Source organism: Sinobacterium caligoides (assembly GCF_003752585.1).
Classification (GTDB): domain Bacteria; phylum Pseudomonadota; class Gammaproteobacteria; order Pseudomonadales; family Sinobacteriaceae; genus Sinobacterium; species Sinobacterium caligoides.
Genome location: NZ_RKHR01000004.1, coordinates 798,531 through 823,210, shown reverse-complemented (window position 1 = coordinate 823,210; position 24,680 = coordinate 798,531). Strand labels below are relative to the sequence as shown.

At 52.8% G+C, this 24,680-nt stretch carries 22 protein-coding genes; 16 read left to right on the top strand and 6 right to left on the bottom strand.

Translation table 11 applies throughout. The features are described 5' to 3' along the window. Positions 1-39 precede the first annotated feature (39 nt). The gene (gene rpsU / locus EDC56_RS10370; protein WP_123712439.1) at positions 40-255 is read right to left on the bottom strand and encodes a 30S ribosomal protein S21; all 216 of its coding nucleotides are present in this window, start codon (positions 253-255) and stop codon (positions 40-42) included. A 235-nt stretch (positions 256-490) separates the two neighbouring features. Between rpsU and tsaD the strand changes: the two genes are divergently transcribed. From tsaD to folK, 3 genes are read left to right on the top strand one after another with little or no spacing between them, the layout of a single operon-like run. Next, the gene (tsaD, locus tag EDC56_RS10365; protein ID WP_123712438.1) at positions 491-1,537 is read left to right on the top strand and encodes a tRNA (adenosine(37)-N6)-threonylcarbamoyltransferase complex transferase subunit TsaD; all 1,047 of its coding nucleotides are present in this window, start codon (positions 491-493) and stop codon (positions 1,535-1,537) included. A gap of 24 nt (positions 1,538-1,561) precedes the next feature. Further along, on the top strand, positions 1,562-1,918 hold the full coding sequence (gene folB / locus EDC56_RS10360) for a dihydroneopterin aldolase (RefSeq protein WP_123712437.1): 357 nt from the start codon (positions 1,562-1,564) through the stop codon (positions 1,916-1,918). Next, positions 1,919-2,431 (top strand): 2-amino-4-hydroxy-6-hydroxymethyldihydropteridine diphosphokinase, encoded by a 513-nt coding sequence (gene folK, locus EDC56_RS10355; RefSeq protein ID WP_123712436.1) that lies wholly within the window; start codon positions 1,919-1,921, stop codon positions 2,429-2,431. Here folK and EDC56_RS10350 read toward each other — a convergent pair. Continuing rightward, complete coding sequence (locus EDC56_RS10350) at positions 2,428-3,171, bottom strand: pteridine reductase (RefSeq protein WP_123712435.1); 744 nt, start codon at positions 3,169-3,171, stop codon at positions 2,428-2,430. The two genes, folK and EDC56_RS10350, sit on opposite strands and share 4 nt — an antisense overlap. A gap of 277 nt (positions 3,172-3,448) precedes the next feature. Between EDC56_RS10350 and EDC56_RS10345 the strand changes: the two genes are divergently transcribed. The 3 genes from EDC56_RS10345 (at position 3,449) to EDC56_RS10335 (ending at position 6,916) form a co-directional block, all read left to right on the top strand. Beyond that, the gene (locus EDC56_RS10345; RefSeq protein WP_123712434.1) at positions 3,449-3,928 is read left to right on the top strand and encodes a hypothetical protein; all 480 of its coding nucleotides are present in this window, start codon (positions 3,449-3,451) and stop codon (positions 3,926-3,928) included. 112 nt (positions 3,929-4,040) lie between these two features. Beyond that, entirely contained in the window at positions 4,041-5,120 is a 1,080-nt protein-coding gene (locus EDC56_RS10340) for a patatin-like phospholipase family protein (protein ID WP_148059377.1), read from the top strand. A 212-nt stretch (positions 5,121-5,332) separates the two neighbouring features. Further along, complete coding sequence (locus EDC56_RS10335) at positions 5,333-6,916, top strand: isocitrate lyase (protein WP_123712885.1); 1,584 nt, start codon at positions 5,333-5,335, stop codon at positions 6,914-6,916. Positions 6,917-7,331: 415 nt separating this feature from the next. Here the strand turns inward: EDC56_RS10335 and EDC56_RS10330 are convergent, their stop codons facing one another. From EDC56_RS10330 to EDC56_RS10320, 3 genes are all read right to left on the bottom strand, one after another. Further along, positions 7,332-8,624, bottom strand: coding sequence for a cation:proton antiporter (locus tag EDC56_RS10330; RefSeq protein WP_123712432.1), 1,293 nt, complete (start codon positions 8,622-8,624; stop codon positions 7,332-7,334). A gap of 165 nt (positions 8,625-8,789) precedes the next feature. Continuing rightward, complete coding sequence (leuA, locus tag EDC56_RS10325) at positions 8,790-10,478, bottom strand: 2-isopropylmalate synthase (protein ID WP_123712431.1); 1,689 nt, start codon at positions 10,476-10,478, stop codon at positions 8,790-8,792. Between the two features lie 569 nt (positions 10,479-11,047). Continuing rightward, positions 11,048-12,514, bottom strand: coding sequence for an MFS transporter (locus tag EDC56_RS10320; protein WP_123712430.1), 1,467 nt, complete (start codon positions 12,512-12,514; stop codon positions 11,048-11,050). Positions 12,515-13,050: 536 nt separating this feature from the next. Between EDC56_RS10320 and rnr the strand changes: the two genes are divergently transcribed. The 7 genes from rnr to dnaB all read left to right on the top strand — a co-directional run bounded on the left by rnr (position 13,051) and on the right by dnaB (position 20,474). Beyond that, positions 13,051-15,687: a ribonuclease R gene (gene rnr / locus EDC56_RS10315; protein ID WP_123712429.1), complete on the top strand. Its 2,637-nt coding sequence runs from the start codon at positions 13,051-13,053 to the stop codon at positions 15,685-15,687. After that, positions 15,687-16,424: a 23S rRNA (guanosine(2251)-2'-O)-methyltransferase RlmB gene (gene rlmB, locus EDC56_RS10310; protein ID WP_211333643.1), complete on the top strand. Its 738-nt coding sequence runs from the start codon at positions 15,687-15,689 to the stop codon at positions 16,422-16,424. The genes rnr and rlmB overlap by 1 nt, the downstream gene beginning before the upstream one ends. A 240-nt stretch (positions 16,425-16,664) precedes the next feature. Further along, on the top strand, positions 16,665-17,090 hold the full coding sequence (gene rpsF / locus EDC56_RS10305; RefSeq protein WP_123712427.1) for a 30S ribosomal protein S6: 426 nt from the start codon (positions 16,665-16,667) through the stop codon (positions 17,088-17,090). Positions 17,091-17,139: 49 nt separating this feature from the next. After that, complete coding sequence (rpsR, locus tag EDC56_RS10300) at positions 17,140-17,370, top strand: 30S ribosomal protein S18 (RefSeq protein ID WP_123712426.1); 231 nt, start codon at positions 17,140-17,142, stop codon at positions 17,368-17,370. A 45-nt stretch (positions 17,371-17,415) separates the two neighbouring features. Beyond that, positions 17,416-18,294 carry a hypothetical protein gene (locus EDC56_RS10295; RefSeq protein WP_123712425.1) on the top strand — a complete coding sequence of 293 codons (879 nt, stop codon included), beginning with the start codon at positions 17,416-17,418 and terminating at the stop codon, positions 18,292-18,294. A gap of 67 nt (positions 18,295-18,361) precedes the next feature. Next, positions 18,362-18,808: a 50S ribosomal protein L9 gene (gene rplI / locus EDC56_RS10290; RefSeq protein ID WP_123712424.1), complete on the top strand. Its 447-nt coding sequence runs from the start codon at positions 18,362-18,364 to the stop codon at positions 18,806-18,808. 283 nt (positions 18,809-19,091) lie between these two features. Next, positions 19,092-20,474 carry a replicative DNA helicase gene (gene dnaB, locus EDC56_RS10285; RefSeq protein WP_123712884.1) on the top strand — a complete coding sequence of 461 codons (1,383 nt, stop codon included), beginning with the start codon at positions 19,092-19,094 and terminating at the stop codon, positions 20,472-20,474. A gap of 79 nt (positions 20,475-20,553) precedes the next feature. Here the strand turns inward: dnaB and EDC56_RS10280 are convergent, their stop codons facing one another. Further along, positions 20,554-21,171: a LysE family translocator gene (locus EDC56_RS10280; RefSeq protein ID WP_123712423.1), complete on the bottom strand. Its 618-nt coding sequence runs from the start codon at positions 21,169-21,171 to the stop codon at positions 20,554-20,556. A 588-nt stretch (positions 21,172-21,759) separates the two neighbouring features. On the opposite strand from EDC56_RS10280, the gene rbsD reads away from it, so the two are divergent. Genes rbsD through rbsC form a run of 3 tightly spaced genes read left to right on the top strand, consistent with a single transcriptional unit; the run spans position 21,760 to position 24,646 of the window. Next, positions 21,760-22,167 (top strand): D-ribose pyranase, encoded by a 408-nt coding sequence (rbsD, locus tag EDC56_RS10275; protein ID WP_123712422.1) that lies wholly within the window; start codon positions 21,760-21,762, stop codon positions 22,165-22,167. Then, positions 22,167-23,657: a ribose ABC transporter ATP-binding protein RbsA gene (gene rbsA, locus EDC56_RS10270; protein WP_123712421.1), complete on the top strand. Its 1,491-nt coding sequence runs from the start codon at positions 22,167-22,169 to the stop codon at positions 23,655-23,657. Before rbsD ends, rbsA begins: the two co-directional genes overlap by 1 nt. A gap of 20 nt (positions 23,658-23,677) precedes the next feature. Further along, positions 23,678-24,646 carry a ribose ABC transporter permease gene (rbsC, locus tag EDC56_RS10265; RefSeq protein ID WP_123712420.1) on the top strand — a complete coding sequence of 323 codons (969 nt, stop codon included), beginning with the start codon at positions 23,678-23,680 and terminating at the stop codon, positions 24,644-24,646. Positions 24,647-24,680: the final 34 nt, after the last annotated feature.

The window sequence follows — 24,680 nt, the reverse complement described above, 5'->3', positions numbered from 1 at the left end:
ACCGGTAAACCGCTAGGTTTTACTAATAGCGTCAGGCTATTAGTAAAGACGCTGCATCTTGCGGTTTTCACGCTGTAGCTTTTTGGCGTGACGCTTAACGGCTGCTGCAGCCTTGCGCTTACGTACGGTGGTAGGCTTTTCGTAGTGCTCGCGACGACGTACTTCAGAAAGAACGCCCGCTTTCTCACAAGAGCGCTTGAAGCGACGTAGGGCGATATCAAATGGTTCGTTGTCTTTAAGCTTTACTGATGGCATTAAATAAGTACCTATTAAGTTGGCTGCGGTTTAAAAAATCCGGCTATGCTTTCAATCAATTTGTAGATGCTGGCAAACTTCAGGCACAGCAAACACAGTTCATTCGAGGTGGCGGATTCTACCCATAAACAAATCAAAATGCAAAGCCTGCTGGCATTGACCTGCAACGCGCTTTATCATGCGGCTTTTATTACCATTATACGATAGCTTCGTGATACGGGCTAAGGGTTTGAAAATGCTTGTGTTAGGCCTAGAAACTTCCTGTGATGAGACCGGTGTAGCGCTGTACGATAGTGATCGTGGATTGCTGTCAGATGCCCTGTACAGTCAGATCGAATTGCACAAAGAGTTTGGTGGCGTGGTACCCGAGTTGGCGTCGCGCGATCATGTGCGGAAAATTATCCCACTCATTGAAGAGGTGTTGGCGGAGGCCGATTGTTGTCGTGACGATATCGATGCCATTGCCTATACCTCTGGGCCCGGTCTGTCGGGAGCGCTGATGGTGGGGGCCTGTGTGGGGCGTTCGATGGCAATGGCGATGGGCGTGCCAGCGATCGGTGTTCATCATATGGAGGGGCACTTGTTGGCGCCGATGCTTGAGGAGAGCCCCCCCTCATTTCCCTTTATCGCCCTGCTGGTGTCCGGTGGGCATACTCAGCTGATCGAGGTAGAAGGTATTGGTGAGTACACCTTACTGGGTGAGTCGCTGGACGATGCTGCCGGTGAGGCATTTGATAAGGCGGCAAAAATGCTGGGACTTGACTACCCCGGTGGCCCCAATATTGCCAAGCTAGCGGTCGATGGCAATGGCGATCGCTTTAAGTTTCCGCGTCCGATGACGACGAAGCCTGGTCTCGATTTTAGTTTTAGCGGCTTGAAGACGTTTACCTTGAATACCGTTGCCGCGCATCGTGATGCCGAGGGGCAGGTTGAGAAACAGATTAAGGCCGATATTGCCGATGCATTCGAGCTGGCGGTGGTGGATACCCTGGCGCTGAAGTGTAAGCGTGCGATCAAGCAGACAGGCCTGAAGACCCTGGTGGTTGCCGGCGGCGTGAGCGCCAATAGGCGGTTGAGAGAGAGGCTAGAGCGGGTGCTGGCTTCGCAGGGCGGCAAGGCTTTTTATGCGCGACCAGAGTATTGTACGGATAATGGTGCGATGATCGCCTACGCCGGCGCCCAGCGCTTAGTGGCGGGGCAGCAAGAGCCGCTAGCTGTCACCATTAAGCCTCGCTGGCCGCTGGAACAGTTACCTGCCGTATCGGCGAAAGATGAGTTGTAAGAGCATGTTGAAGGAAGTTATTTGATGGATATTGTTTATATTCACGAGCTGAAGATCGATACCGTTATCGGCATTTTTGACTGGGAACGGGAGATTAAGCAGACGATTACCATCGATTTGCAGATGGCGCACGATATCCATACGGCTGCAGAGAGCGACGATATCGCACATGCATTAAGCTATAAAGACGTCTGTGATCGACTGACCGCGTTTGTCGAAGGCTCGGAATTTTTTCTCATCGAAAAGATGGCCGAGCAGATAGCCGAGTTAGTGATGACGGAGTTTCGCGTGCCCTGGCTGCGTCTGAAGCTGGGTAAGCCGGGGGCGATAGCGGCGGCGGCCGATGTTGGTGTAGTGATCGAGCGAGGTGAAAAGTCTTAGATGGCACAAATTTATGTCAGCATAGGGAGTAATATTCATCGCCATCGCTATATCACCGCGGCGCTCGATGCGTTGGCGGACCGTTTTGGGGAGCTGCAGATCTCGCCGATCTATGAGAGTGAGGCGGTCGGTTTCGACGGGGAAAACTTTTATAACCTTGTTGCTGGTTTCAGTACAGGGCTCTCGGTAGCGAGCTTAGTATCGGTCTGCCGTGCTATCGAGGATGCTAACGGTCGTTTGCGTACGGGGCCGAAGTTCAGCGCCAGGACGCTCGATATTGATATCTTGACCGTCGATGATGCGGTGGGCGAGGTCGATGGGGTGGTATTGCCGAGGGCGGAGATACTCAGCAACGCCTTCGTGTTGCAACCGCTGTTTGATATTGCGCCAGAGGTTGCTCACCCGGCAGATGGGCGCTCCTATCGGCAGTTGTGGCAGGCCTATAACAGTGAACAGAAGTTATGGGCTATCGATTTTGAGTGGCGCGGCCAGTTAATATCGAAGGCGGCCTAACGCTGCACGCTGCGCCCACCATCGACTTTGATGATCTGACCGCTGATGAAGTTGTCGGTGGCTAAGAACAGTGCGGTGCGAGCAATGTCGTCGGCCGCGCCACAGCGCTTGAGAGGGGTCTGTGCGAGTATCTCGGCCTGGCGTTGCTGCTCAGTGATGCCGGCCTGGCTCGGCCAGAGGATGGCGCCAGGGGCAATGCCGTTGACGCGGATTTCGGGGCCGAGTTCAACCGCTAGACTTTTCACCATCATCTGATTACCTGCCTTGGCCATGCAATAAATGGGGTGTTGCTGTAGCGGATGCTCGGCATAGATATCGACCAAGTTGATGATGCAGCCTTGATGTTGTCTTAGGAGTTTGGCTGCGGCTTGGGCGAGAAAGAAGGGGCCTTTTAGGTTGGCATCCATCAGCTGTTGCCACTGCAGGTTGTCGGCGGTGTCGAGAGGGGTCGGGAAGAATGTTGAGGCGTTGTTGATCAGTATGTCCAGTCGCCCGAAGTGCTGTACGGTCTGCTCTGGCAGGCGCTGAAGTTTTTCAGTGTCGGCCAGGTCGCACTGCAATAACAGTACCGATGCTTCGCGCCGCTGTTGCAGTTTTGCGGCGAGGGCATCGGCCTGTGCCCGTGATTGGCGGTAGTGCAGCGCGATATTGTAGCCGGCGGCGTGGAAATGCTCGGCAATAGCGGCGCCGATACGATCGGCGGCACCGGTGATGAGTAGAGTAGGTGATGTCTCGGGCATGGCTCTCGGTCTGTCGCGGTCAGGGTACGTCCATAGTACGGATTATATTGCTGATGAACAGTGTGATCGATGTAGTGGTTAATAAATAACTCAGTGCTACTTGTCGGTGACTGTGCTGTCGTCTTTATTTTCCGTTTTGCAACGAGTATTGCGGCCTGCGTTCACAGTTTGAGGGTGTTATGGGTGATAGATTGGCGCTCACCTCCAGGCTTGGGTACTATGGGACTCTAACCCTATATTTGAGCTACTCGAGTTAAAAATAACAACGGGCATACCGATGACGATGCAATACCCCCTTCCCTTATTGATGAGACGATTTTGGTCGCTATTGGCTATTTCGAGGATTGTTGTGCTGTTTTTGTGTTGTGCTGTGATCGTCTCGCCCGCTAGCGCTCAAAAGCAGGCTCAGCTGGTGCCAGGCGACAAGACTGTGCAGGAGCTGATTGTCGATGAAGAGTCATCGGATTGGGCGCTGATCCGCTGGTTCAATAAGCCGAAAAGTTACTCGCAGTGTATTTTGAAAAATATCTCGCAGAAAATGCCTGAGAAGATGGTCGATAGGCTGCAGTATGTCTGTCTTAAAAATCACTCGAATGACAGAGGGGGGCTGATAGGTCTCGAACTTAAGCCGAAAAGTATCGATGCCTGCTTCAAAAAGTACCGCCATAAAGCGGGTGGAAGAAAAGCGATGAAAGCTATTTATATCGCCTGTGAAGCATATTTCAAAGATATTGGAAGCCTTAATCTGAGGCGCTAGGTTTTTGTCGCCTGCTCGGTGACGTGCATTTGTGTTGCTCGGCAATGTATTTTGGATCCTTCTGCTATAGTCGACAGACTATTGTTAATAACTGGGTGGTATGGTCCGCGCTATGTCTCAGCTCTGTATTCGTGCCGGCACCTCGGTAATTGATCAAATTCGCGCCGAGGGGCTTCCGGCTCACCGTATTGCAGCAGTATTTGCTGCCTCTGGTGCCGCTAAATGGTTAACCATTTGCGGCCTTGATCAGGCGATCTTCTCACGATTTTTACCAGCCTCTGAGCAGCCGATAGACTTATTTGGCACTTCTGTCGGGGCGTTTAAACTGGCGGCGGGCATGCAGGCTGACAGTGTGGCGGCACTGGCTAATCTTGCCGAATGCTATATCCAGCAGGATTACACTGAGGGGGCGAGCCGCGACGATATTGACAGGGAGACTCAGCGCATACTGACTAGTGTGTTGAAAGATGGAGGCAGTAAAGCTGTGCTTAATCACTCTCGCTATAGTTTTCACTGCGCCGCTGTCAGTTGTCGAGGTAGGCTGGCGAGTGAGCGTCTGGCAACACAGCGCCTAGGGATGTTACACGCAGCTGTGTTGGCGACCGCAGGTCGGAGGGCGCAGGCGACAGCATGGCGGCGGACGGTTTTCGGTGCTGTTGATTCGCTACCGCGCTTTGCCGGAAGGGATTGCTTTAAAACCACGGGTGTGGCGCTGAGCGAAGAAAATATTCACAAGGCGTTGCGTGCCTCGGGCTCAATTCCCTTGGCAATGTATGGTGTCGGAGCGTTTGATAATCGCGATGAAGGGGTTCGTTATCGAGATGGCGGAGTGATTGACTATCATCCGCTACCGGACAATCTGCGCACCCCCGATGACGGTATTGTGCTTTATCCGCATTTTTATGACGGCTTTACGGAGGGTTGGTTTGATAAATTTGCCCCGTGGCGCAAGGTTGCGGCAGCACGGCTGAAAAATGTACTGATGGTTTCGCCCAGTCGTGAGTTCGTCGCCTCGCTGCCTGAGGGTGCTATTCCTGATCGTCGGGATTTCGCCCGTTTGAGCCATAATCCGGCTTTGAGGCAGCAGCGCTGGCGAGAGGCGGTGCAACGGAGCGAGGAGTTGGGTGACGAGTTTATGGCGCTGGTGGATAGTGGGGATATAGCCAGCCGCGTCGAGCCTTTTGTGGATTGATCTCCCCCTTCTTGTTTTTAGTTTATCTTATTGTTTTTGTTGAGCTTGGTGCGTTTTTCTCGATGAACATTTAGTTTGGTGATGGAGTCTATAAATCCCATTGAGTTCATTTATGTGGCGGCTGTCATTACTATTAATGTCAACAAGCCACTGCGGCGAAGTCTGCAGATTGAAATGCCACTACTGTCATAAAACATTGTAAGGAAATGATCATGTCAAACTACACACAAGACATCGATACCGCCGCTAACTTGATCGATTCACAGGGGAAAGCCTGGGAAGCAATAGATGCTGAGTCTGTTGCTCGTATGAAGGCGCAGAATCGTTTTAAGACAGGCCTGGATATTGCCAAATATACCGCTAAGATCATGCGTGATGACATGGACAACTATGACGCTGACTCGTCAAAGTACACACAGTCGCTCGGTTGCTGGCACGGTTTTATCGGCCAGCAGAAGATGATCTCAATTAAGAAGCACTTTGAGAATACCGATCGTCGCTACCTATACCTTTCGGGTTGGATGGTTGCCGCGCTGCGCTCTGACTTTGGTCCGCTTCCCGATCAGTCGATGCATGAGAAGACCTCTGTATCGGGTTTGATTGAAGAGCTTTATACCTTCCTACGCCAGGCGGACGCACGAGAGCTGGGTGGCTTGTTCCGTCAGCTGGACGATGCTGAGACTGCCGAAGCCAAGGCGGAGATACAGGCCAAGATTGATGGCTTCGTGACTCACGTTGTACCCATTATCGCCGATATCGATGCCGGCTTTGGTAATGCCGAGGCGACATACCTGCTGGCTAAGAAGATGATTGAGGCTGGTGCTTGCTGTATCCAAATAGAGAACCAGGTTTCGGATGAGAAGCAGTGTGGTCACCAGGATGGCAAGGTAACCGTACCGCATGAGGACTTCCTCGCTAAGATTCGTGCCGTTCGTTATGCCTTCCTTGAGCTCGGTGTTGACGACGGTGTTATCGTTGCGCGTACAGACTCCTTGGGTGCAGGCCTAACCAAGCAGATTGCCGTGACTAATGAGCCCGGTGATTTGGGTGACCAGTACAACGCATTCCTTGACGTTGAAGAAGTGACTGCGGATCAACTCGGTAACGGTGATGTTGTGCTCAACCGTGATGGCAAGTTGGTTCGTCCAAAGCGCTTACCGAGCAACTTGTTCCAGTTCCGTGCTGGCACGGGTGAAGATCGCTGCGTACTTGACTGTATCACGAGCCTGCAAAACGGTGCGGACTTGCTTTGGATCGAGACCGAGAAGCCACATGTTGCCCAGATTGGTGGCATGGTGAACCGTATTCGCGAAGTTGTACCTAATGCGAAGCTGGTTTATAACAACAGCCCATCGTTCAACTGGACGCTGAATTTCCGTCAGCAAGTTTTCGACGCAATGGTTGAGGCGGGCGATGATGTTAGCGCTTACGACCGTAATAACTTGATGAGCGAAGAGTATGATTGCTCAGAGCTATCGAAGCTTGCCGATGAGAAGATCCGTACCTTCCAGGCTGATGCAGCACGTGAAGCGGGAATATTCCATCACTTGATTACCCTGCCGACTTACCACACGGCGGCGCTATCTACCGATAACCTTGCGAAGGAGTACTTCGGTGATCAGGGAATGTTGGGTTACGTAGCTGGCGTACAGCGCAAGGAGATCCGTCAGGGGATTGCCTGTGTTAAGCACCAAAACATGGCCGGCTCTGATATGGGTGATGACCATAAAGAATACTTCGCTGGCGAAGCGGCACTGAAGGCTTCTGGTAAAGATAACACCATGAACCAGTTCTAAGTCTTTCGGTTTATTAAATGCTGGTGAGGCTTCCTCACCAAAAAGGGCGAAGAGAAATCTTCGCCCTTTTTTTGTCTGGGCACTAATGTTCTGTAAGTGAGCAGCTTGGTCTGGGTGTCATGTTGCCGGGGTAAGTAACGCCAGTGGATGAATAAATTGTGTGGATAAGTACTCTTGTGCGAGTGAGCAGTGGCTAATGAGTGGGTGCGAAGGTGAACTGTTAATTGTTTGCGATACCGGCAAGGGGCAGAGGTTAGTATTGGTTGCTCGCGGTAGATTGCTGGAGAGACTGATCTAAGAGGGGGGCGCAGGGCCGAGGAGGAGTTAGCGGTGGCTGTTTTCTAGCGTGGTGGAGAGCTTTCATGTGGCGCCAGAGGCCCCACGTGGGTGGGGCGTTGGCGTTTGTTCGATGTGCTTATGGCTTCTCTGGCTCTTGCTCGGCTTCGAGTTGCTTCGAGCGCTCGATAGGTTTAGTGATGGTGCTGCCTTGAACGAGAATGGAGAACATCACTACGGAATAGGTCATTACCAGCATGATTTCGCGTACATCGATACCTTTCTCGGGCAGTACCATGTAGCCGGCAGGGATGGACATCGCCATCGCGAGAGCGAGACCGCCCCGCAGGCCACCCCACACGAGTATCTTGACCGAGAATGGGTTGTAGCTACGAAAGCGATTAAAGCCGAAATAACACAGGCGAACGCTCAAGTAGCGCCCCGCGAGGACGAGGGGGATGGCTAGTGCCATCAACAATCGGTCTTCGCTATGGAATGGGAATGTCAGCATCGCCAGGCCGATCAGCAGGAATAGGACGCCGTTGAGAAACTCATCGACCAGCTCCCAAAAGTGGTCGAGGTGATCCTGGCTTTCCGGTGAAAAGCCCGTGTGGCGGGTCCAATTGCCGATAATAATACCTGATACCACCATTGCTAGCGGCCCGGAGACGCCAATTCTGTCGGCCAGTACGTAACCCGCGGTGGGTATGCAGAGAGTTAGTAATAGCTCCATTGAGTGGTCGTTGGTGGCGCTGATCAGGTAGTGGAAGAGTAAGCCGAGGGCGAGGCCGTAGACGATGCCGCCGATCGCTTCGTGTAGGAATAGTGCAGTGACATCCCAGACAGTAGGGTTGCCGCCACTGAAGGCGATCGTAAACAAGGTGACGAAGATGACTAGGCCAAAGCCGTCGTTGAAGAGTGACTCGCCTTCGATCTGAATGGAAATACGACGCGGAGCGTGCAGTTTTTTCACGATGGCGAGTACGGCAATAGGGTCGGTGGGCGAGATCAGTGCACCAAATAGCAGACAATAAATGAGGCTGAGATTAATGCTAAATAATTGGCAGAGTCCGTACAGCGCAAAACCGATGAAGAAGGTTGAGATCAGCGTGCCGGCTAGGGCGAGTGTCGTGATCTCCCACTTCTGATCTTTCATGTTAGTCAGGTTGATGCCAAGGCCGCCGGCAAACAGTAGGAAGCCGAGTACGCCTTTGAGGAGAAAGTTTTCAAAGTTAATCTGGCTAATCGCGGAGGTGGCGACCTCGTTGAGGTGAAGCCAGCCGAGGTGGCCAACGACGACAATGATGAGCGAGAGCATAAGTGCGCCAGCGGTGATGGCGATGGTGGTCTGCATCTTGCCAATTTTACTGTTGACGAAGGCGATGAGCATAGCGGCGGCGGAGAAAAAGCAGAGGATCTCGTAGATAGACATAGAGGGGCCTAGTGGCTGTGTGGACGTTGTTTTAATTGGGGGTTGGAGTGTAGCGCTAAGTTCGAATGAAAAATTGCGACAGATCACTAAAAATAGAAAGATTGATGTGCATTAGTTTAGGGGGCGGGGGCCGCTATCAGTTTGCTCTGAAAGCGGCTTTCGAGTTTAGGCGGTTGCTTTGATGTTGCTATTTTGCCGGCGGTTGAAGGCAGCCAAGACAGCGGTGAGTGAGGCAGTAACAATGTCGCCGTCTTCGGCGGCACCGATAATTTCGCTACCTTCGATGCAGAGTTGGACGAAAGCGATGGCGCGAGCGTCGCTGCCACCCTCTATCGCGTGCTCGACATAATTATTGATGTCGATAGTGTGGCCGCTGAAGCGACTTAGCCCTTGCACAAAGCTGGCGAGCACGCCGTCGGCGGTGGCCTTAATGATCGCCTCATTGTTGCCATTGCTAAGGGTGATTGCCACGGTATCGTGTTCGCCGTGTTCTATCTGGTAGCTGCTGATCTGGTACTGCTCGGATTGTAGCTCTCTGTCGAGTTGGTAGTGCTGGCGGAACAGCGCGAGCACAGTACTGCTATCGACCTCGCCGCCCTGTGTCTCAGCATAGGCTTGCACGATAGGGCTGAAGTCGACCTGGGCCCAGCGGGGTAGGTTGATGCCGTGATCGGCGGCGAGAAGGTGGGCGACGCCGCCCTTGCCTGACTGGCTGTTAACGCGAATGACGGCCTCGTAGCTGCAACCCACGTCTGCGGGATCGATAGGAAGGTAGGCGACCTCCCAGGCGGCTTCGTCTGTATCATCTTGGCGTAAGTCTAGGCATTTTTTGATGGCGTCTTGGTGGCTGCCGGAGAAGGCGGTGAAGACTAGTTCGCCCGCATAAGGGTGACGGGGGTGTACGGGGATTTCAGTGCAGTACTCGACGACTTCGATGATCCTTTTCATGTCGGAGAAGTTAAGTGTTGGGTCGACGCCTTGGCTGTAGAGGTTCATTGCCATCGTAACGATGTCCATGTTGCCGGTACGCTCGCCGTTGCCGAGTAAGGTGCCTTCGATGCGATCAGCGCCCGCCATAACACCTAGCTCGGCGGCGGCGACGCCACAGCCACGGTCGTTGTGTGTGTGTAGGCTGACGATGATGGCGTCGCGGCTGTCGACGTGACGGCAGAACCACTCAATCTGATCGGCATAGACATTGGGGCTGGCAACTTCGACAGTAGCGGGAAGGTTAATGATGCAGGGTTGCTCGACGCTGGGCTGCCAGATGTCGATGACGGCGTTGCAGACCTCGACGGCATAATCTAATTCTGTGCCGGTGAAACTCTCGGGGGAGTACTGGAATTGCCACTGAGTCTCTGGTTGTTGGGCGGCGTACTGCTGTACCCAGCGAGCCCCTTGGGTCGCGATGCGTTTGATGGCGTCTCGATCTTGTTTGAAGACCTGTTCACGCTGTACTGTCGAGGTTGAGTTGTAGACATGAACGATGGCTCGGCGCGCCCCCCTGAGTGATTCGTAGCTGCGGGCGATCAAGGCCTCACGAGCCTGCGTTAGTACTTGGATGGTCACATCTTCGGGGATCAAATCTTGTTCGATCAGGCAGCGGACGAAATCGAAGTCAGGCTGCGAGGCAGCAGGAAAACCGACCTCTATCTGCTTAAACCCTACCTCAACAAGTAGCTTGAACATTACCAGTTTTTGCTCGACGCTCATGGGCTTGATGAGGGCCTGGTTGCCGTCACGCAGATCGACGCTGCACCAATCGGGGGCGATATCGATCGTGCGGCTAGGCCATTGGCGATCTGCTAGTTTTATCGGGGCAAAGGGGCGGTATTTGTTATGGTTGAAGCTCATGCTGATGATTCCCTTTCGACGTCGTTGTTGGCTAGGCGATAAATTTTTGCTGTGTTTAAAAGCCATGTTGCGGGCTTAAGTCGTAGTACTTTTGAAGAGTGGGACGAGAGTCGCCGCTAGGGTGGCCCTAGCGGCGACAGAAATCGTTTGCCAGCTGGTTTCTTGTTGTGAAACTCTCGTTGTTATTGGCTTAGTTGGGTAAACCGATGCCGTTTGGCGCTTCTTGCCTGGTAGGCTTGAATGCTCGTTGACAGCAGCCGGTAGGCGCTGACTGAGTTGCCGCATGCCGCTCTTTTGGGGTGGCCTGCCGTTTTGCATATTGTGGAAATATTATAGGGCGTAAAGGGCGCGATAGGATTGCTAAGTTTTCTCTTTATAGTGCTATTTACGCAATGGGTCGCTACTTATAGCTATTAATGTGGTGTTTTGTTTTATTTTTTCTTGATACTGGGGTGATCTTACCTCTGTCGTTGTAAGGGCAGCTTTGTCGCGTTTTAAATTATCGGAAGTAAAGTGGGGAGGGGTCCCGAGGGGCGGCCTCGGGAGTTGTTGGCTTGCGAGGGAGAGGGTTAATGCACCTCGATCAGCTGGATAGTGCCGTCAGGCATGACTTCGGCGAGGGTGTTTTTGGGTTCTTCTAGGAACATCGAGGTGATCGCGGCTAGTGCGATGCCGCCGGCAATAGTCATGAAGAAGGCGGAGGGAGATACAAGAGAGAATACGGTGAGGAATAGTACCGCCCCGATATTGCCGTAGGCACCGACCATGCCGGCGATCTGGCCTGTTAGACGACGCTTGATTAATGGTACAACGGCGAAGACGCAGCCCGCCGCTGAGCCGAGGAAGAAAGAGCTGATAACCATCACGACGACGGCGAGGGAGATGGGCCAGTCGCTGCCGATCTGTGACATGGCAAAGAAGCCAACGGCAGCACCGGATAGCAGTATGACAAGTGAGGTTTTGCGGCCAAATTTATCGCTGATAAAGCCGCCGGAAGGGCAGGAAAGAACGTCGGTAATAGCGAAGCAGGCACCGAAGATGCCAGCGAGAGACATCGGTATAAGGAAGGTGTCTTTGAAAAATAGCGGTAACATGGAAACCACGGCGAGCTCTGAGCCGAAGGTGACGGCGTAGGCAAGGCTCAAAATGGCGACTTGTTTGAAGTTGTATTGTAGGACCGGTTCGACGGGGGTGTGAAATATCTCGCGGTTGACGTTATAGATCTGGCGCGCCTGAAACAGGTAAATGGCAACTAGCAGGCCATAGACGATATTGGCGCTTAGCTCGCTTAATAGGCCAAGTCCGCTGACTTTCCAAGTGAGCACTGCGAGCGCCCCGTACATGGGGATGTTCATTATGAGATAGAAAAAGAAGTCGCGTTTACTGGTTACTTCTAGGCCGCCGGATTTGTTGGGTTTGAAATAGGTGGAGCCTACCGGTGTGTCCGAGACCGATTTGTAGTAAACGATAGAATAAAGTAGGGCGATGACCCCGGTTACGGCGGTGGCGTATCGCCAGCCATCTTCGCCGCCGAACATGATGGCAAGTGTCGGCAAGGTGATGGCAGCGACGGCGGAGCCGACGTTGCCCATGCCCTTATAGATACCTTCCGCGAGGCCGAGTTGCTTGGCTGGGTACCATTCGCTGATCATGCGGATGCCAATGACGAAGCCTGCGCCGACAAAGCCCATTAGGAAACGGGCGAGTGCGAGGGCTTCAAAGCTGGTGGCGGCGGCGAAGAAGAAGCATAGGCCTGCGGTGGCGACGAGCATGGCGCTGTAGGTCTTGCGTGGTCCGTAGACATCGACCAGCATGCCGGTAATGATGCGAGCGGGAATAGTCAGTGCGACATTGAGGATCAGCAGTGTTTTGATCTGCTGGTCAGAAAGCCCCATCGATTCCTGGATCGCCAACAGCAGTGGCGCATGGCTAAACCAGACCAAGAAGGTGACGAAGAAGGCGAACCAGGTCATGTGCAAAATCTTGGCTCTGCCGGTGAAGGAGAGGAAGTTTGCCTTTAGGCTAGTGTCGTTCATTTTTATTTTCTCACAAGCAGTGATATTGAAGGCTGCTCAAATGAGCAAGAATTGAGCCATGCGCTTGAAAGTATTGCTTGGCGGAGCACATTGCTTCTTTCGCACTCTTTTTGTGCAGGCATTGTCTTTCTTTCTGCACTATATGTAGGCGGTTCGAACCAAAACAGAGCGTGTGCTTTTGTCGCCGCCAGTGCGGGGAATAGGCGGCGAACGGCTGGGAAATACTGACTTTTTGGTTGAAATTAGGCCATCTGGGTTAGGTGCGGTATAATCCCCCGGACCTCCCTTATGTCTAGCGCGAATCCAAGACCGAGATCCAAGTTCACTCTATTCAGCATCACCCTGTCGACAGTGGTGAAAAATCAGGCTGTTTGTGGTCGTTTTAGCGCGTTTCGTGCGTCGGTCAATCGGGAATTAGGCTAGGCTATTGGAATAAATAGTGTGGGGAGGCTAATTGTTAAGTAATAGATGGCGGTGTGAATAACTAGAGTGGCCGCGATAAAAATTGTTGAAAAAGAAGTAGGAATAGAAAGTTAATGGCAACAAGCCAAGATAAAGCGAAAACAAAAGTCGTTGATCCGCACGCGGAGCGCGAAGCGGATAAATACAGTAACCCAGTGCCGAGTCGCGAATATATCCTCGAGCACTTAAAAAGTTTCCCGGAGGGGCGGCGCCACCTCGAGTTGGCGGAAGATTTTGCCCTAGAAGATGAAGATTCCATCGAAGCCATTCGTCGTCGTCTGCGCGCGATGGAGCGTGACGGCCAGGCTGTGCGCATACACAAGGGACGTTACGTTCCGATAGAGTCAGTACCTATTGTCATTGGGCGGGTACAGGGGCATCGCGATGGCTTTGGCTTCCTGGTCCCTGAGGATGGCAGCAAGGATTTGTTCTTGCATAATCGCCAGATGGACTGGGTGTTTGATGGTGATGTCGTCAAGGTCCGCGATAGTGGGCACGCTTACAAGGGTAAGCGAGAAGGGCAGATTGTCGAGGTTATTGAGCGCAATACCGAGGTGTTGGTAGGACGCTACTTCCGCCGTGGCAAGGCAGGCTTTGTGGTGCCCGATAACGCCCGCATCTGTCACGAGATCACGGTGCGTCCGGAACTCTCCGCTGGCGCAGAAGACGGTCAGTATGTACAGGTTAAAATAGTCGAACATCCTGCGCCACATCGTAGCCCTGAGGGTGAGGTGCTCGAGATTATGGGTGACTATATGGCGCCAGGAATGGAGATTGAAGTTGCTATTCGTAGTCACGATATCCCCCATGAGTGGCCGCAGGAAGTGCTCGATGAGATCGCTAGCCTCGGTGCAGAGGTTGAAGAGCAGGATAAGGTGCACCGTATCGATCTTCGTGATAAGCATTTTGTCACCATTGACGGCGAGGATGCGCGCGATTTTGATGATGCTGTGTTGGCGGAGCGCAACGAGGAAGGAGGTTGGCGCCTGTGGGTAGCCATTGCCGATGTCTCGCACTATGTAACCCCTGGCTCGGCCCTCGATGAAGAGGCGGTAAACCGCGCTACTTCGGTCTACTTCCCTGAAAATGTCATTCCGATGTTGCCGGAAGTGATTTCCAACGGCCTGTGCTCGTTAATGCCGGAAGTCGATCGGCTTTGCATGGTCTGTGAGATGACGATCAGTGAATCGGGCAAGCTCACAGGTTATACCTTCTTCGAAGCGGTGATGCATTCGCATGCGCGTCTGACCTATAACCAGGTTGGGGCGATGCTGGATAGCAACAGTCGCAAGCGGGATAAGCTACGTGAGCGCTATCGTGGTGTAGTGGAAGATATCGATACGCTCAACGAGTTGTATCAGGCGCTGTTAGCTCAGCGTCAGCAGCGTGGTGCGATCGAATTCGACACCGTTGAGACAAAGTTGTTGTTCGATGAGCAGCGTAAGGTGAAGCAGATCGTGCCGGTACATCGTAACGATGCACACCGTTTGATCGAGGAATGCATGTTGTGCGCCAATGTGGCGGCGGCCCGCTTCTTGGAGAAGCATGAACTGCCTGCTCTTTATCGTGTGCACCAGGGACCGAAAGAGAAGAAACTGGAGAGTCTGCGACAGTATCTTGGAGAGCTAGGGCTTAACCTTGGTGGCGGCGATAAGCCGACGCCGAGTGACTATCAAAAGTTGTTGGCTGAGACTGCAGAGCGCCCTGATGCGCTGGTCGTGCAGACGATGCTGTTGCGCTCGATGAGTCAGGCAGTTTATCAGCCGGAGAACGAAGGTCATTTTGGTCTTAACTATCCAGCCTATAGCCATTTCACCTCGCCTATTCGTCGCTATCCGGATCTGTTGACGCACCGTGCGATACGCTATGTGATGCGCTCTAAAGTGAGTGAGCACGTCCGCCCAGTGGCCGGGGCGACACCGCTGGCTGCTTCAGAAATATACCCTTATGACATGGCGAAGATGTTGGTGCTCGGTGAGCAGTGCTCGATGGCGGAGCGCCGTGCCGACGAGGCGACCCGGGATGTCATGTCTTGGCTGAAGTGTGAGTACCTCAGCGATCATGTTGGTGACACCTTCTCTGGCGTTATTTCGGCGGTGACGGGCTTTGGTTTATTTGTCGAACTCACCGATATCTATGTCGAGGGCTTAGTGCATATTACAGCTCTCGATAAGGACTATTATCAGTACGATCAAGCGAAGCAGCGCCTGATTGGTGAGCGCTCTCGTGTTAGCTACCAGCTTGGTGATGAATTGGTGGTACAGGTTGCCCGTGTCGATATGGAGGAGCGTAAGATTCACCTTTGTATGGCCGGACAGGAGGCCTCTGGTGAGGCTAAATCGCCTAGATGGACTGATGAGGGCGACGCTCCTAAGAAGCGGCGCAAGGCAGCAGGTAAGGGGCGAGGGCGCAGTACCGACGACCGTATTGCTCGCGCTAAGCAGTCGGCGGAGGGTGAAACGACAGAGCGTCCTGCGCGTCAGCCACGAAAGAGGTCTGTGAAGCAGGATTCGATCGTCGAGGACAAGGCGGAACGTCCGGTTCGTCAGCCGCGAAAGAGGCCTGCGAAGCGCGAGCGGGTGGCCGAGGAGAGTGCTCAGCCGCGTAGAGTTGAAGCTAAGCCGGTTGCTAAGCCAAAGCTTAAGCGCAAGCGCAGGACTGTTCGCTCGATGGCGAAAAAGTTTATGTCGACGCTTCGTGGTGATGAATAATGAGTGAGTTTGATACGGTATTCGGTATTCATGCCGTTGTTACCTTGTTGGCAAAGCAGCCGCAGCGGGTGCGTCAAGTACTGTTACAAGAGGGGCGTGAAGATCAGCGGCTGAGTAAAGTGCTCGAGGCGGCAGAAGTAGCCGGTCTCAAATGCAAGCGGGTTAAGCGCCGCGAGCTAGACGATCTGGTGCGAGGTAAGCATCAGGGGGTGGTGGCGGTCTGTGAGTTGGCCAAGGGCTTTAGTGAGGACTATCTGCAAGCCATTTTTGCCAGGGAGGCTGAGCCTTTACTGCTGATTCTCGATGGCGTCACCGATCCGCACAACCTCGGTGCGTTACTGCGTACCGCGGACGCTGCCGGTGTGGCGGCTGTGATTGCGCCCAAGGATAAGTCAGTTGGCTTGACCAATACAGTGGCTAAAGTAGCTTGTGGGGCTGTGGAGACGGTACCTTTTGTCACGGTGACAAACCTGAAGCGGACGATGAAATGGCTGCAGCAGCAAGGCTGCTGGATTGTGGGCACGGCCGGTGAGGCGACGGAGTCGATCTATCAGACCGAGCTTAGTGGCTCTCGCGCCATTGTTATGGGGGCTGAGGGTGATGGCATGCGCCGCTTGACGAAAGAGTGCTGTGACTACTTGGCTTATATTCCGATGGCTGGCACTGTCAGCAGTCTGAATGTCTCGGTGGCGGCTGGTGTCTGCCTCTTTGAGGCTGTACGGCAGCGCAGTGTTTGAGTTCTGGTGCTGAGCTGGCTGCAAACAGTTCTGTTTGCAGCCGCTAATGATTTGCCTCTTCTTTGCTAACTCTGTATAATCCGCACTTCCCGAAAACTCGGTGGATTCCTTGTGTTTTAGATGATCTGTTTGTAGTGCTTGGTTAAGTATCTACAGGCCACGGAATGTCTGGGTTACAAGTTTTTATTGGGTTCTCCTTGCCTCGATGTTGAGGCTGTTAAAACCGTAAGGAGCATTTATATGCGTCACTATGAAATCGTTTTTCTGGTACACCCAGATCAAAGCGAACAAGTACCGGCTATGATCGAGCGTTACACTGCTATCGTTACTGAGGCAGGTGGTCAGGTACACCGTCTTGAAGATTGGGGCCGTCGTCAGTTGGCTTACTCAATCAACAAGGTTCACAAAGCTCACTACGTGCTAATGAACGTAGAAGCAGATCAAGCTGCCATCGATGAGTTGACTACAACTTTCCGTTACAACGATGCGGTATTGCGTAACTTGGTTATTCGTGAAGATGAAGCTATCACCGAAGAGTCTCCGATTCTTAAGAGTGAGAAAGAGAGTCGTGAGCGTCGCGCTAGCCGTGCTGCTAAGACCGAGTCTCCTGCTGAAGAAGCTGCCTCTGAAGAAGCTGAAGCAGCTGAAGAAGAGCAAGGCGAATAATTTTCCGCCCCTCATCGGGCATAACGCAATTTTTTGAAGGAGAGTTCTCATGGCTCGTTTCTTCCGTCGTCGTAAATTCTGCCGTTTTACTGCAGAAGGCACTAAGCAGATCGACTATAAAGATCTAGAAACTTTGAAGGCTTACATTACCGAAACCGGCAAGATTGTTCCTAGCCGTATTACCGGTACCAAGGCTAAGTACCAGCGCCAGCTAGCAACCGCTATCAAGCGCGCTCGTTTCGTAGCATTGCTGCCTTACTCTGACGCCCACGACAGATAGTCGCGGCATCAGTAGGTTAAGTAGCGAGAGGTAAAAAGTATATATATGCGTGCATTAGCTGAATTTATTATGCGTGGGCGCATACAGGCCATCGCCGCCGCAATCCTAGCGATCGTGACGGTGATGTTCTCCTGGGTGGGAGCGGCAATTGTCGCCCTAGTGACGTTGAGTCGCGGCAGGAGTGAGGGCTTGATCGTCGCCATGTGGGTGTCGTTACCGACACTGGCTATGGCTTGGCAGGGTAATCCGTTACCGCTGACCACGATCATCGCCGGTTATATGGGGGGCTACGCTCTTGGTATGACACGCTCTTGGTCGATAGCGTTGCTCTCACAGGTTATTGTTAGCATCGGCTTTGCAGCCTTGTTATTGACGATCGACAACAATTTTGTCAATCAGTTGATGGCCATGCAGCAGCAGATGGTGGCAGGGAGCCTGACTCAGGTAGACGAGAAAGTTCGTCATGAGGTGCTCAAATTACTGAGCGACCCAGTATTTATTACTGGGGCGTTGGCATTGAGTCAAATGCTTTTCGGTGTGCTGAGTCTTGTGATGGGGCGTTACTGGCAAGCTATGCTGTACAACCCCGGTGGGTTTGGCCAGGAGTTTCATCAGTTACGCTTGTCGCCACAGTTGGCGCTGTTATTGACAGTGCTATCGATGGCGACAGTCGCCCAAGGTGGTGCGTACGGAATCTGGGCTTTAGTGCTGATGATGCCGTTACTGCTCGCCGGTATAGGCCTCGTACACTGGTGGGTCTCAGTGAAAGGCTGGTCAAAACAGTGGCTGATACTTTTTTACATCTTACTACTGCTAAGCGTGATGCAAGGCCTACTGGTAGTAGAGATATTGGTGATAGGTGCCCTAGCTGATAGCTTCTTAAACTTAAGAAAGCGAATCGCTGCTAAGGGTGAGAGCGACTAAGGTCGCCGACAATAACGCTGGGTGCATAAGTACTCGGTACACATATTATTTAGAGAGGGTTGAAACGATGCAAGTCATTCTACTCGAGAAAGTTGGTAAGCTAGGTAGCCTGGGTGATCAGGTTAACGTTAAGGCTGGTTTCGGTCGTAACTTCCTTTTTCCGCAGGGTAAGGCTGTTCCAGCAACTGCTGCAAACGTTGAAAGCTTTGAGGCACGTCGTGCTGAGCTTGAAGCCGCAGCGACTGAAAAGTTGTCTGGTGCTGAGTCGCGTGCTGAGAAAATCGGCGCAACGGCTGTTACTATCGAAGCCAATGCTGGCGACGAAGGTAAGCTGTTCGGTTCTATTGGCGCACGTGATATCGCTGAAGCGATTACTGCTGCCGGTGCCAAAGTAAGCAAGTCTGAGGTTCGCCTACCTAACGGTCCAATCCGTGAAATTGGTGAGTTTGAGATCAACATCCAGGTGCACAGCGATGTTCAAGCTGCTGTTACCGTAACTGTTGTTGCTGAGTAAGCGATAGACAGTTGATCGCCTCGGCGATTGTTAGAAAGCGCCGCCGGCTAAGTCCGCGGCGTTTTTTTTTGCCTGCTACGAAGTACTTTCGACACGTTAGTAAGTGCCGGCCTTCGATACCATCGGCTTGCGCTGGGTTGTGGATATCGTCGTTATTAGCGGTATACTGAACGACTAAAAACCCCATGAGTAAGCTAGACTCACATTCGTGAGCGGATATAACCCAATGGAAGATGAACTACCCCCTCTGAGTGACGATCTATTGTTGGATGATGAATCTGCAATGGTAGTCGATGATGGTGATGATGAGCTACTGCGGCTGAAAGTGCCGCCGCACTCGATTGAGGCTGAGCAGTCTGTAATTGGCGGCCTAATGCTGTCTGCTGATAATTGGGATGCGGTCAACGAGAATGTTGGGCCGACTGATTTCTATCGTGGTGACCATCGACTGATTTTTGCGGCGATGGAAGAGCTCATCAAGGCAGAAAAACCACTCGATATCATCACCCTCTCCGAGCATCTGAGTAACCGTGCTGAACTCGATGAGGCAGGTGGTCTGGGCTATCTTGGTGAGCTGGCGCGTAATACCCCCAGTGTTGCTAACATCAAAGCCTATGCGGAGATTGTGCGTGAGCGCTCAACGCGTCGCTCGCTGATTGGCGCTGCCAACGAGATAGCCGAGGCTTGCTTTGACCCTGATGGGCGGGCTGCCGACGAGTTGTTGGAGGCGGCTGAGCGTAATATTACCAAGATTGGCGAGGCCCGTCCGAAGGAGGGTGGGCCGGTAGAGATGAACGCTCTGCTGAAAAATACCGTCGCTAAGATTGATGAAATGGTCGATCAAGGTGAGGGTATCACCGGTTTGACCTCGGGGTTTGCCGATCTCGACGAGATGACTTCGGGCTGGCAGGATTCGGACCTGGTGATCGTCGCAGCCCGTCCCTCGATGGGTAAGACGACTTTCGCGATGAACTTGGTGGAGAATGCCATCTTGTCGCAGGAGAATTGCGTCGTGGTGTTCAGTATGGAGATGCCGAGTGAGTCGTTGATGATGCGTAGCTTGGCATCGGTTGGCCGGATCAATCAGACCAAGGTGCGTACCGGTCAGCTCGATGAGGAGGACTGGCCCAAGTTAAGCACGGCGATTAATAAACTGAAGGATAAGAAGTTATTTATCGATGATACTGCAGCTTTAACACCAACGGAGGTGCGTTCGCGAGTGCGTCGAATCAGCCGAGAGCATGGTGATATCGCTATGGTAATGATCGATTACCTGCAGTTGATGCAGGTCTCCGGGCAGTCAGAGGGGCGCACGGCTGAGATCTCTGAGATCTCTCGATCGATGAAGATGTTGGCTAAGGAGTTTGAGTGCCCGGTCGTCTGCCTGTCGCAGCTCAACCGCTCGTTGGAGCAGCGGCCAAATAAGCGGCCGATCAACTCTGATCTACGTGAGTCGGGAGCGATCGAGCAGGATGCGGATATTATTGCCTTTATCTACCGCGACGAGGTTTATAACGAGGATAGTCCCGATAAGGGAATTGCCGAGATCATCATAGGTAAGCAGCGTAACGGCCCCATCGGCACCTGTCGCCTCGCCTTTAATGGTGCCCATTCGCGCTTTGATGATCTGGCGCCGGGTCAGTACACCGGCGATTATGGTGAATAAGCTGATTCAAGTTGCTTAGGTTAGGGGGGGAAAGGGGGGCTAGGCCCCCTTTTTATTGCGTGCGTTTTTTGAGGGGGGCTTATTGGCGCAGTAGTATTGCGACGGCTGTGGCGGTCATTGCGCTAGCGGCAAGGCGGTTAAGGCGAATACTGGCTCGTTCACTTTGGAATAGGTGGCGCGCCTTCGCGGCGGTATAGGCGTAGCCGGTGAGCACCGAGAAGGCGATGGTGAAGATGATCGCGACAATAATACCGGCACCGAAAAGGTCTAGTGAGCCGAGGTCAACAAAGGTGGGCAGCAAGCCAAGATAGAAGAGGATGACCTTGGGGTTTGATAGTCCGATCATCAGGCCACTGGCGACGGTGGCGGGCCAGCGCTCGTTACTGTCGTCGTCCTCTGAGATGGTAGTCGTGGGTTTAGAGCGCCATATCTTGTAGGCCATCCAGACTAGGTAGCTGGCGCCGAGGTATTTGACGATGACGAAGAACTCGTCGAGTACGCCTGCGATCAACGACAGGCCAAAGATAGCGATGCAGAGGAAAATGAGATCGGCACAGACCATACCGAAAACTAGTGGCATGGTAACTCGGAAGCCGCTGGCGAGCGCGCGGCTGACAACGGCGAAGACGCCGGGGCCGGGTGTCGTCACAAGAATAAGCATGGTCGTGGCAAGGGCGACAGCGTTGAGCCAAGTCATGGGCTACCTCGTAGGTGAGAGCGACACTATAAAAAGACGGGGGCGCTTCTCGGTGAGTTGTTAATGATCTATCGGCAGCTGTAGTGCTGATATTCGCTGCATGTTAAGGCCTTTGCGGTGGCGAGAGAAGAGACTTTTATCAGCAGGCGATGATCTGGTCGTTACAGCTGTGTTTTGTTGATGTTGCGCATTTTTTCTGCGACTAGCATCGTTGATACGGGCGTTGGAAGAGCGTTTCCTGCACGCTTTTTGTCGCACGATGAGTGCCATGAGCTGCTCGGATTTAGTCGACGAGAAAGGTGTAAATACCCGCTCTACTGTTGTTTTTGAAAAGCAGAAGCAGCCATATTAGTTGAGGTCGCTCGGCTTCTGGGTAATCTTGACTTAGCTCATCTTCGCCGATATGTCATTGCGCTACTATGCGCCCCTCATAGCTCCTATCTTACGGCTCTAACTGTGTTGCCGTCCAAGCATTCACCGCTTCTTCGTCAGGGTAGGGTTAACGATGCGTGCCGCTATGCACTATTCTGAAAGGCAGGCTGCGGTTACGGAGCATGCTATTGGTATTGATCTCTTGAGCGTGAAGCTATGAAGAAAACGGCATTATTGAATAGAGAGATATCGGCGGTTGTCGCTGCCATGGGCCATGGTCAGATGCTGGTTATCGCCGACTGTGGCTTGCCCATCCCTGAACATGTTCCCTGCATAGATCTCAGCTTGCTGCGTGGTCAGCCGACATTGCTGTCGGTGCTGCAGGCGGTAATGAGTGAGCTGTGTGTAGAAAAGTTCACGCTGGCGACGGAGCTACCGCAAGCTAGCCCGCTTTTTCACCGTCAGTTGCTTGATGAGATCGCGACGTGGTCACCGCAGCCACAGACGAACGTCTTGAGTCACGAGCAGTTCAAGGAGCTTAGTAGTGAGGCAGTGGTCATTATCCGCAGCGGAGAATGTACACCTTACGCTAATATTATTCTGCATTCCGGAGTGAGCTTTTGATGAGTGAGCCTATCCTAGTATTAAGCGATGTGGTGAAAACATTTCCCGGTGTACGCGCCCTTGATGAGGCGCGTTTACATGTCTATCCCGGCGAGGTGATGGCCTTAATGGGAGAGAATGGCGCAGGCAAGTCAACGTTAATGAAGGTGATCACCGGTATTTATACCTGCGATAGCGGAGAGATAGAGCATCGCGGAGAACGGGTGAGTTTTGATGGCCCGCGTCAATCCCAGGCCGCGGGCATTAGTATTATTCATCAAGAGTTAAACCTAATCAGTGAATTGTCGATTACCGAGAATATCTTCTTGGGACGAGAGCTCACTAATCGTTTTGGCAAGATTCAGTGGCGACAGATGCATGCTGCCGCGGCAAAGCTGTTGAGTCGCCTCAATGTCGATCATGATCCCGCTATGTTAGTTGGCGAGTTGAGCATGGGGCAGCAACAGATGGTAGAAATTGCCAAGGCGCTGAGCTTTGAATGCAATGTGATTATCATGGATGAACCTACCGATGCGTTGACGGAGAAAGAGTCGGTGGCGTTGTTTAAGGTAATCGATCAGCTGCGCCGTGACGGCTGTGGCATTGTCTATATTTCGCATCGCTTGAAAGAGATTTTTGAAATCTGCGACCGTGTTACGGTCTTACGTGATGGACAGTTTATCGCTGAGAGTTTAATCAGTGAGCTAGATGAAGACGACCTTATCGAGCAGATGGTGGGGCGCAAGCTCGAGGAGCAGTATCCACGTGTCGATCATCATATGTACGAGACAGCGCTGACCGTCGAGGGGCTATCGGGGCAGGGTTTACATGATATCTCGTTCAACCTGCACCGCGGTGAAATTTTGGGTATCTGCGGCTTGATGGGCTCGGGACGAACCGAGCTAGTGAAGACGCTGTATGGGGCTCGCGACTTTACCGAGGGGCATATGCTACTCAACGGCGAGCTGTATCGTGCCCGCACACCGCGTGAGGCGATTAGAGAGGGTGTCGCTTATATTTCCGAGGACAGGAAGGGTGATGGTCTAGTGTTGGGGTTGTCGGTGGCTGAGAATATGAGCTTGAGCAGTCTCAGCAAGTTTTGCGGTCGTGGCGGTAGAATCGATACGTTGGCAGAACGCGCTGCCGTTGAGGAGTATGTGAATGCTTTTCGTGTGAAGACGCCCGGTATTGATGAGGTGATCGGCAACCTCTCTGGCGGCAACCAGCAGAAAGTTTCTATCGCTCGTGGCCTGATGACGGCACCGAAGATTCTCATTCTCGACGAGCCTACCCGTGGTGTAGACGTAGGGGCGAAGAAAGATATCTATGAGTTAATCAACGAGTTCAAAGGGCAGGGGCTAGCTATTATTCTGGTCTCTAGTGAAATGCCGGAAATTATTGGCATGAGTGACCGTATTTTAGTGATGCACGAGGGGCGTATCAGCGGTGAATTTACCGCCGATGCCAGTCAGGAAGAACTCTTAGCCGCCGCCGTCAAGTCAGCCGCTTAAAACCAATTGGAAAGTACTACATGTTATCTAGCGCCCGTCAGACAGGATTCATCAGCAAAGCCGTTTTGCTGGAATATAAGTCACTGATTGCTTTGTTGGTGTTTGTTGCCATCGTCAGCATGATTAACCCGCACTTCTTCAGTGTCGCCAACTTACTGAATATCTTAAGGCAGACCAGCGTCAACGCGATTATCGCCGTCGGTATGACCTGCGTTATTTTAACCGCAGGTATCGATCTCTCGGTGGGCTCAGTGTTGGCGCTCACCGGCGCCGTTTGTGCCACCATGGTGAGTGCCGATGTGTCGATTTGGATCGTCATCCCGACCACTCTGGTGTTGGGCGGTCTGCTCGGCGCTGGTAGTGGTCTAGTGATTGCCAAGGGGCTGGTGCAACCGTTTATCGCGACGCTGGCGACAATGACGCTGCTGCGCGGTGCGACGCTTGTCTACAGTGATGGCCGACCAATCTCATTGGGTAGTGGTGCGAGCGCAGAGGCTTTCAGCTATATCGGTGGTGGCTATATTGCCGGCATTCCGGTGCCTATTATCATTGCGGCGGTGGTGTTTATTGTCGCCTGGTATCTGTTGAATCACACCCGTCTGGGGCGTTACATCTATGCCCTGGGAGGCAATGAAGCGGCGACTCGACTGTCAGGAATCAGCGTCGACCGGGTGAAAATTGCCGTCTATGCTATTAGCGGTGTCGCTGCGGCTCTTGCGGGAATGCTGGTGACCTCTCGACTTTATTCTGCTCAGCCTACTGCCGGCGCATCTTATGAGTTGGACGCCATTGCAGCCGTTGTTCTCGGTGGCACCAGCCTAGCGGGTGGCCGGGGCAAGATAATTGGTACGCTGATTGGCGCACTAATCATTGGCATCTTAAACAACGCTCTCAATCTGATGGATGTGAGTTCTTACTATCAGATGATTGCCAAGGCTCTCGTCATTCTGTTGGCCGTACTGGTCGATACACGTACCTCTAAATCGTAAAACGTTAGTGATATCTACATAGGATAAATACATT

Bases quoted from the DNA above. Each gene is read 5' to 3' on its own strand.
- rpsU (WP_123712439.1), bottom strand. From the start codon at position 255: ATGCCATCAGTAAAGCTTAAAGACAACGAACCATTTGATATCGCCCTA.
- tsaD (WP_123712438.1), top strand. From the start codon at position 491: ATGCTTGTGTTAGGCCTAGAAACTTCCTGTGATGAGACCGGTGTAGCG.
- folB (WP_123712437.1), top strand. From the start codon at position 1,562: ATGGATATTGTTTATATTCACGAGCTGAAGATCGATACCGTTATCGGC.
- folK (WP_123712436.1), top strand. From the start codon at position 1,919: ATGGCACAAATTTATGTCAGCATAGGGAGTAATATTCATCGCCATCGC.
- EDC56_RS10350 (WP_123712435.1), bottom strand. From the start codon at position 3,171: ATGCCCGAGACATCACCTACTCTACTCATCACCGGTGCCGCCGATCGT.
- EDC56_RS10345 (WP_123712434.1), top strand. From the start codon at position 3,449: ATGACGATGCAATACCCCCTTCCCTTATTGATGAGACGATTTTGGTCG.
- EDC56_RS10340 (WP_148059377.1), top strand. From the start codon at position 4,041: ATGTCTCAGCTCTGTATTCGTGCCGGCACCTCGGTAATTGATCAAATT.
- EDC56_RS10335 (WP_123712885.1), top strand. From the start codon at position 5,333: ATGTCAAACTACACACAAGACATCGATACCGCCGCTAACTTGATCGAT.
- EDC56_RS10330 (WP_123712432.1), bottom strand. From the start codon at position 8,624: ATGTCTATCTACGAGATCCTCTGCTTTTTCTCCGCCGCCGCTATGCTC.
- leuA (WP_123712431.1), bottom strand. From the start codon at position 10,478: ATGAGCTTCAACCATAACAAATACCGCCCCTTTGCCCCGATAAAACTA.
- EDC56_RS10320 (WP_123712430.1), bottom strand. From the start codon at position 12,514: ATGAACGACACTAGCCTAAAGGCAAACTTCCTCTCCTTCACCGGCAGA.
- rnr (WP_123712429.1), top strand. From the start codon at position 13,051: ATGGCAACAAGCCAAGATAAAGCGAAAACAAAAGTCGTTGATCCGCAC.
- rlmB (WP_211333643.1), top strand. From the start codon at position 15,687: ATGAGTGAGTTTGATACGGTATTCGGTATTCATGCCGTTGTTACCTTG.
- rpsF (WP_123712427.1), top strand. From the start codon at position 16,665: ATGCGTCACTATGAAATCGTTTTTCTGGTACACCCAGATCAAAGCGAA.
- rpsR (WP_123712426.1), top strand. From the start codon at position 17,140: ATGGCTCGTTTCTTCCGTCGTCGTAAATTCTGCCGTTTTACTGCAGAA.
- EDC56_RS10295 (WP_123712425.1), top strand. From the start codon at position 17,416: ATGCGTGCATTAGCTGAATTTATTATGCGTGGGCGCATACAGGCCATC.
- rplI (WP_123712424.1), top strand. From the start codon at position 18,362: ATGCAAGTCATTCTACTCGAGAAAGTTGGTAAGCTAGGTAGCCTGGGT.
- dnaB (WP_123712884.1), top strand. From the start codon at position 19,092: ATGGTAGTCGATGATGGTGATGATGAGCTACTGCGGCTGAAAGTGCCG.
- EDC56_RS10280 (WP_123712423.1), bottom strand. From the start codon at position 21,171: ATGACTTGGCTCAACGCTGTCGCCCTTGCCACGACCATGCTTATTCTT.
- rbsD (WP_123712422.1), top strand. From the start codon at position 21,760: ATGAAGAAAACGGCATTATTGAATAGAGAGATATCGGCGGTTGTCGCT.
- rbsA (WP_123712421.1), top strand. From the start codon at position 22,167: ATGAGTGAGCCTATCCTAGTATTAAGCGATGTGGTGAAAACATTTCCC.
- rbsC (WP_123712420.1), top strand. From the start codon at position 23,678: ATGTTATCTAGCGCCCGTCAGACAGGATTCATCAGCAAAGCCGTTTTG.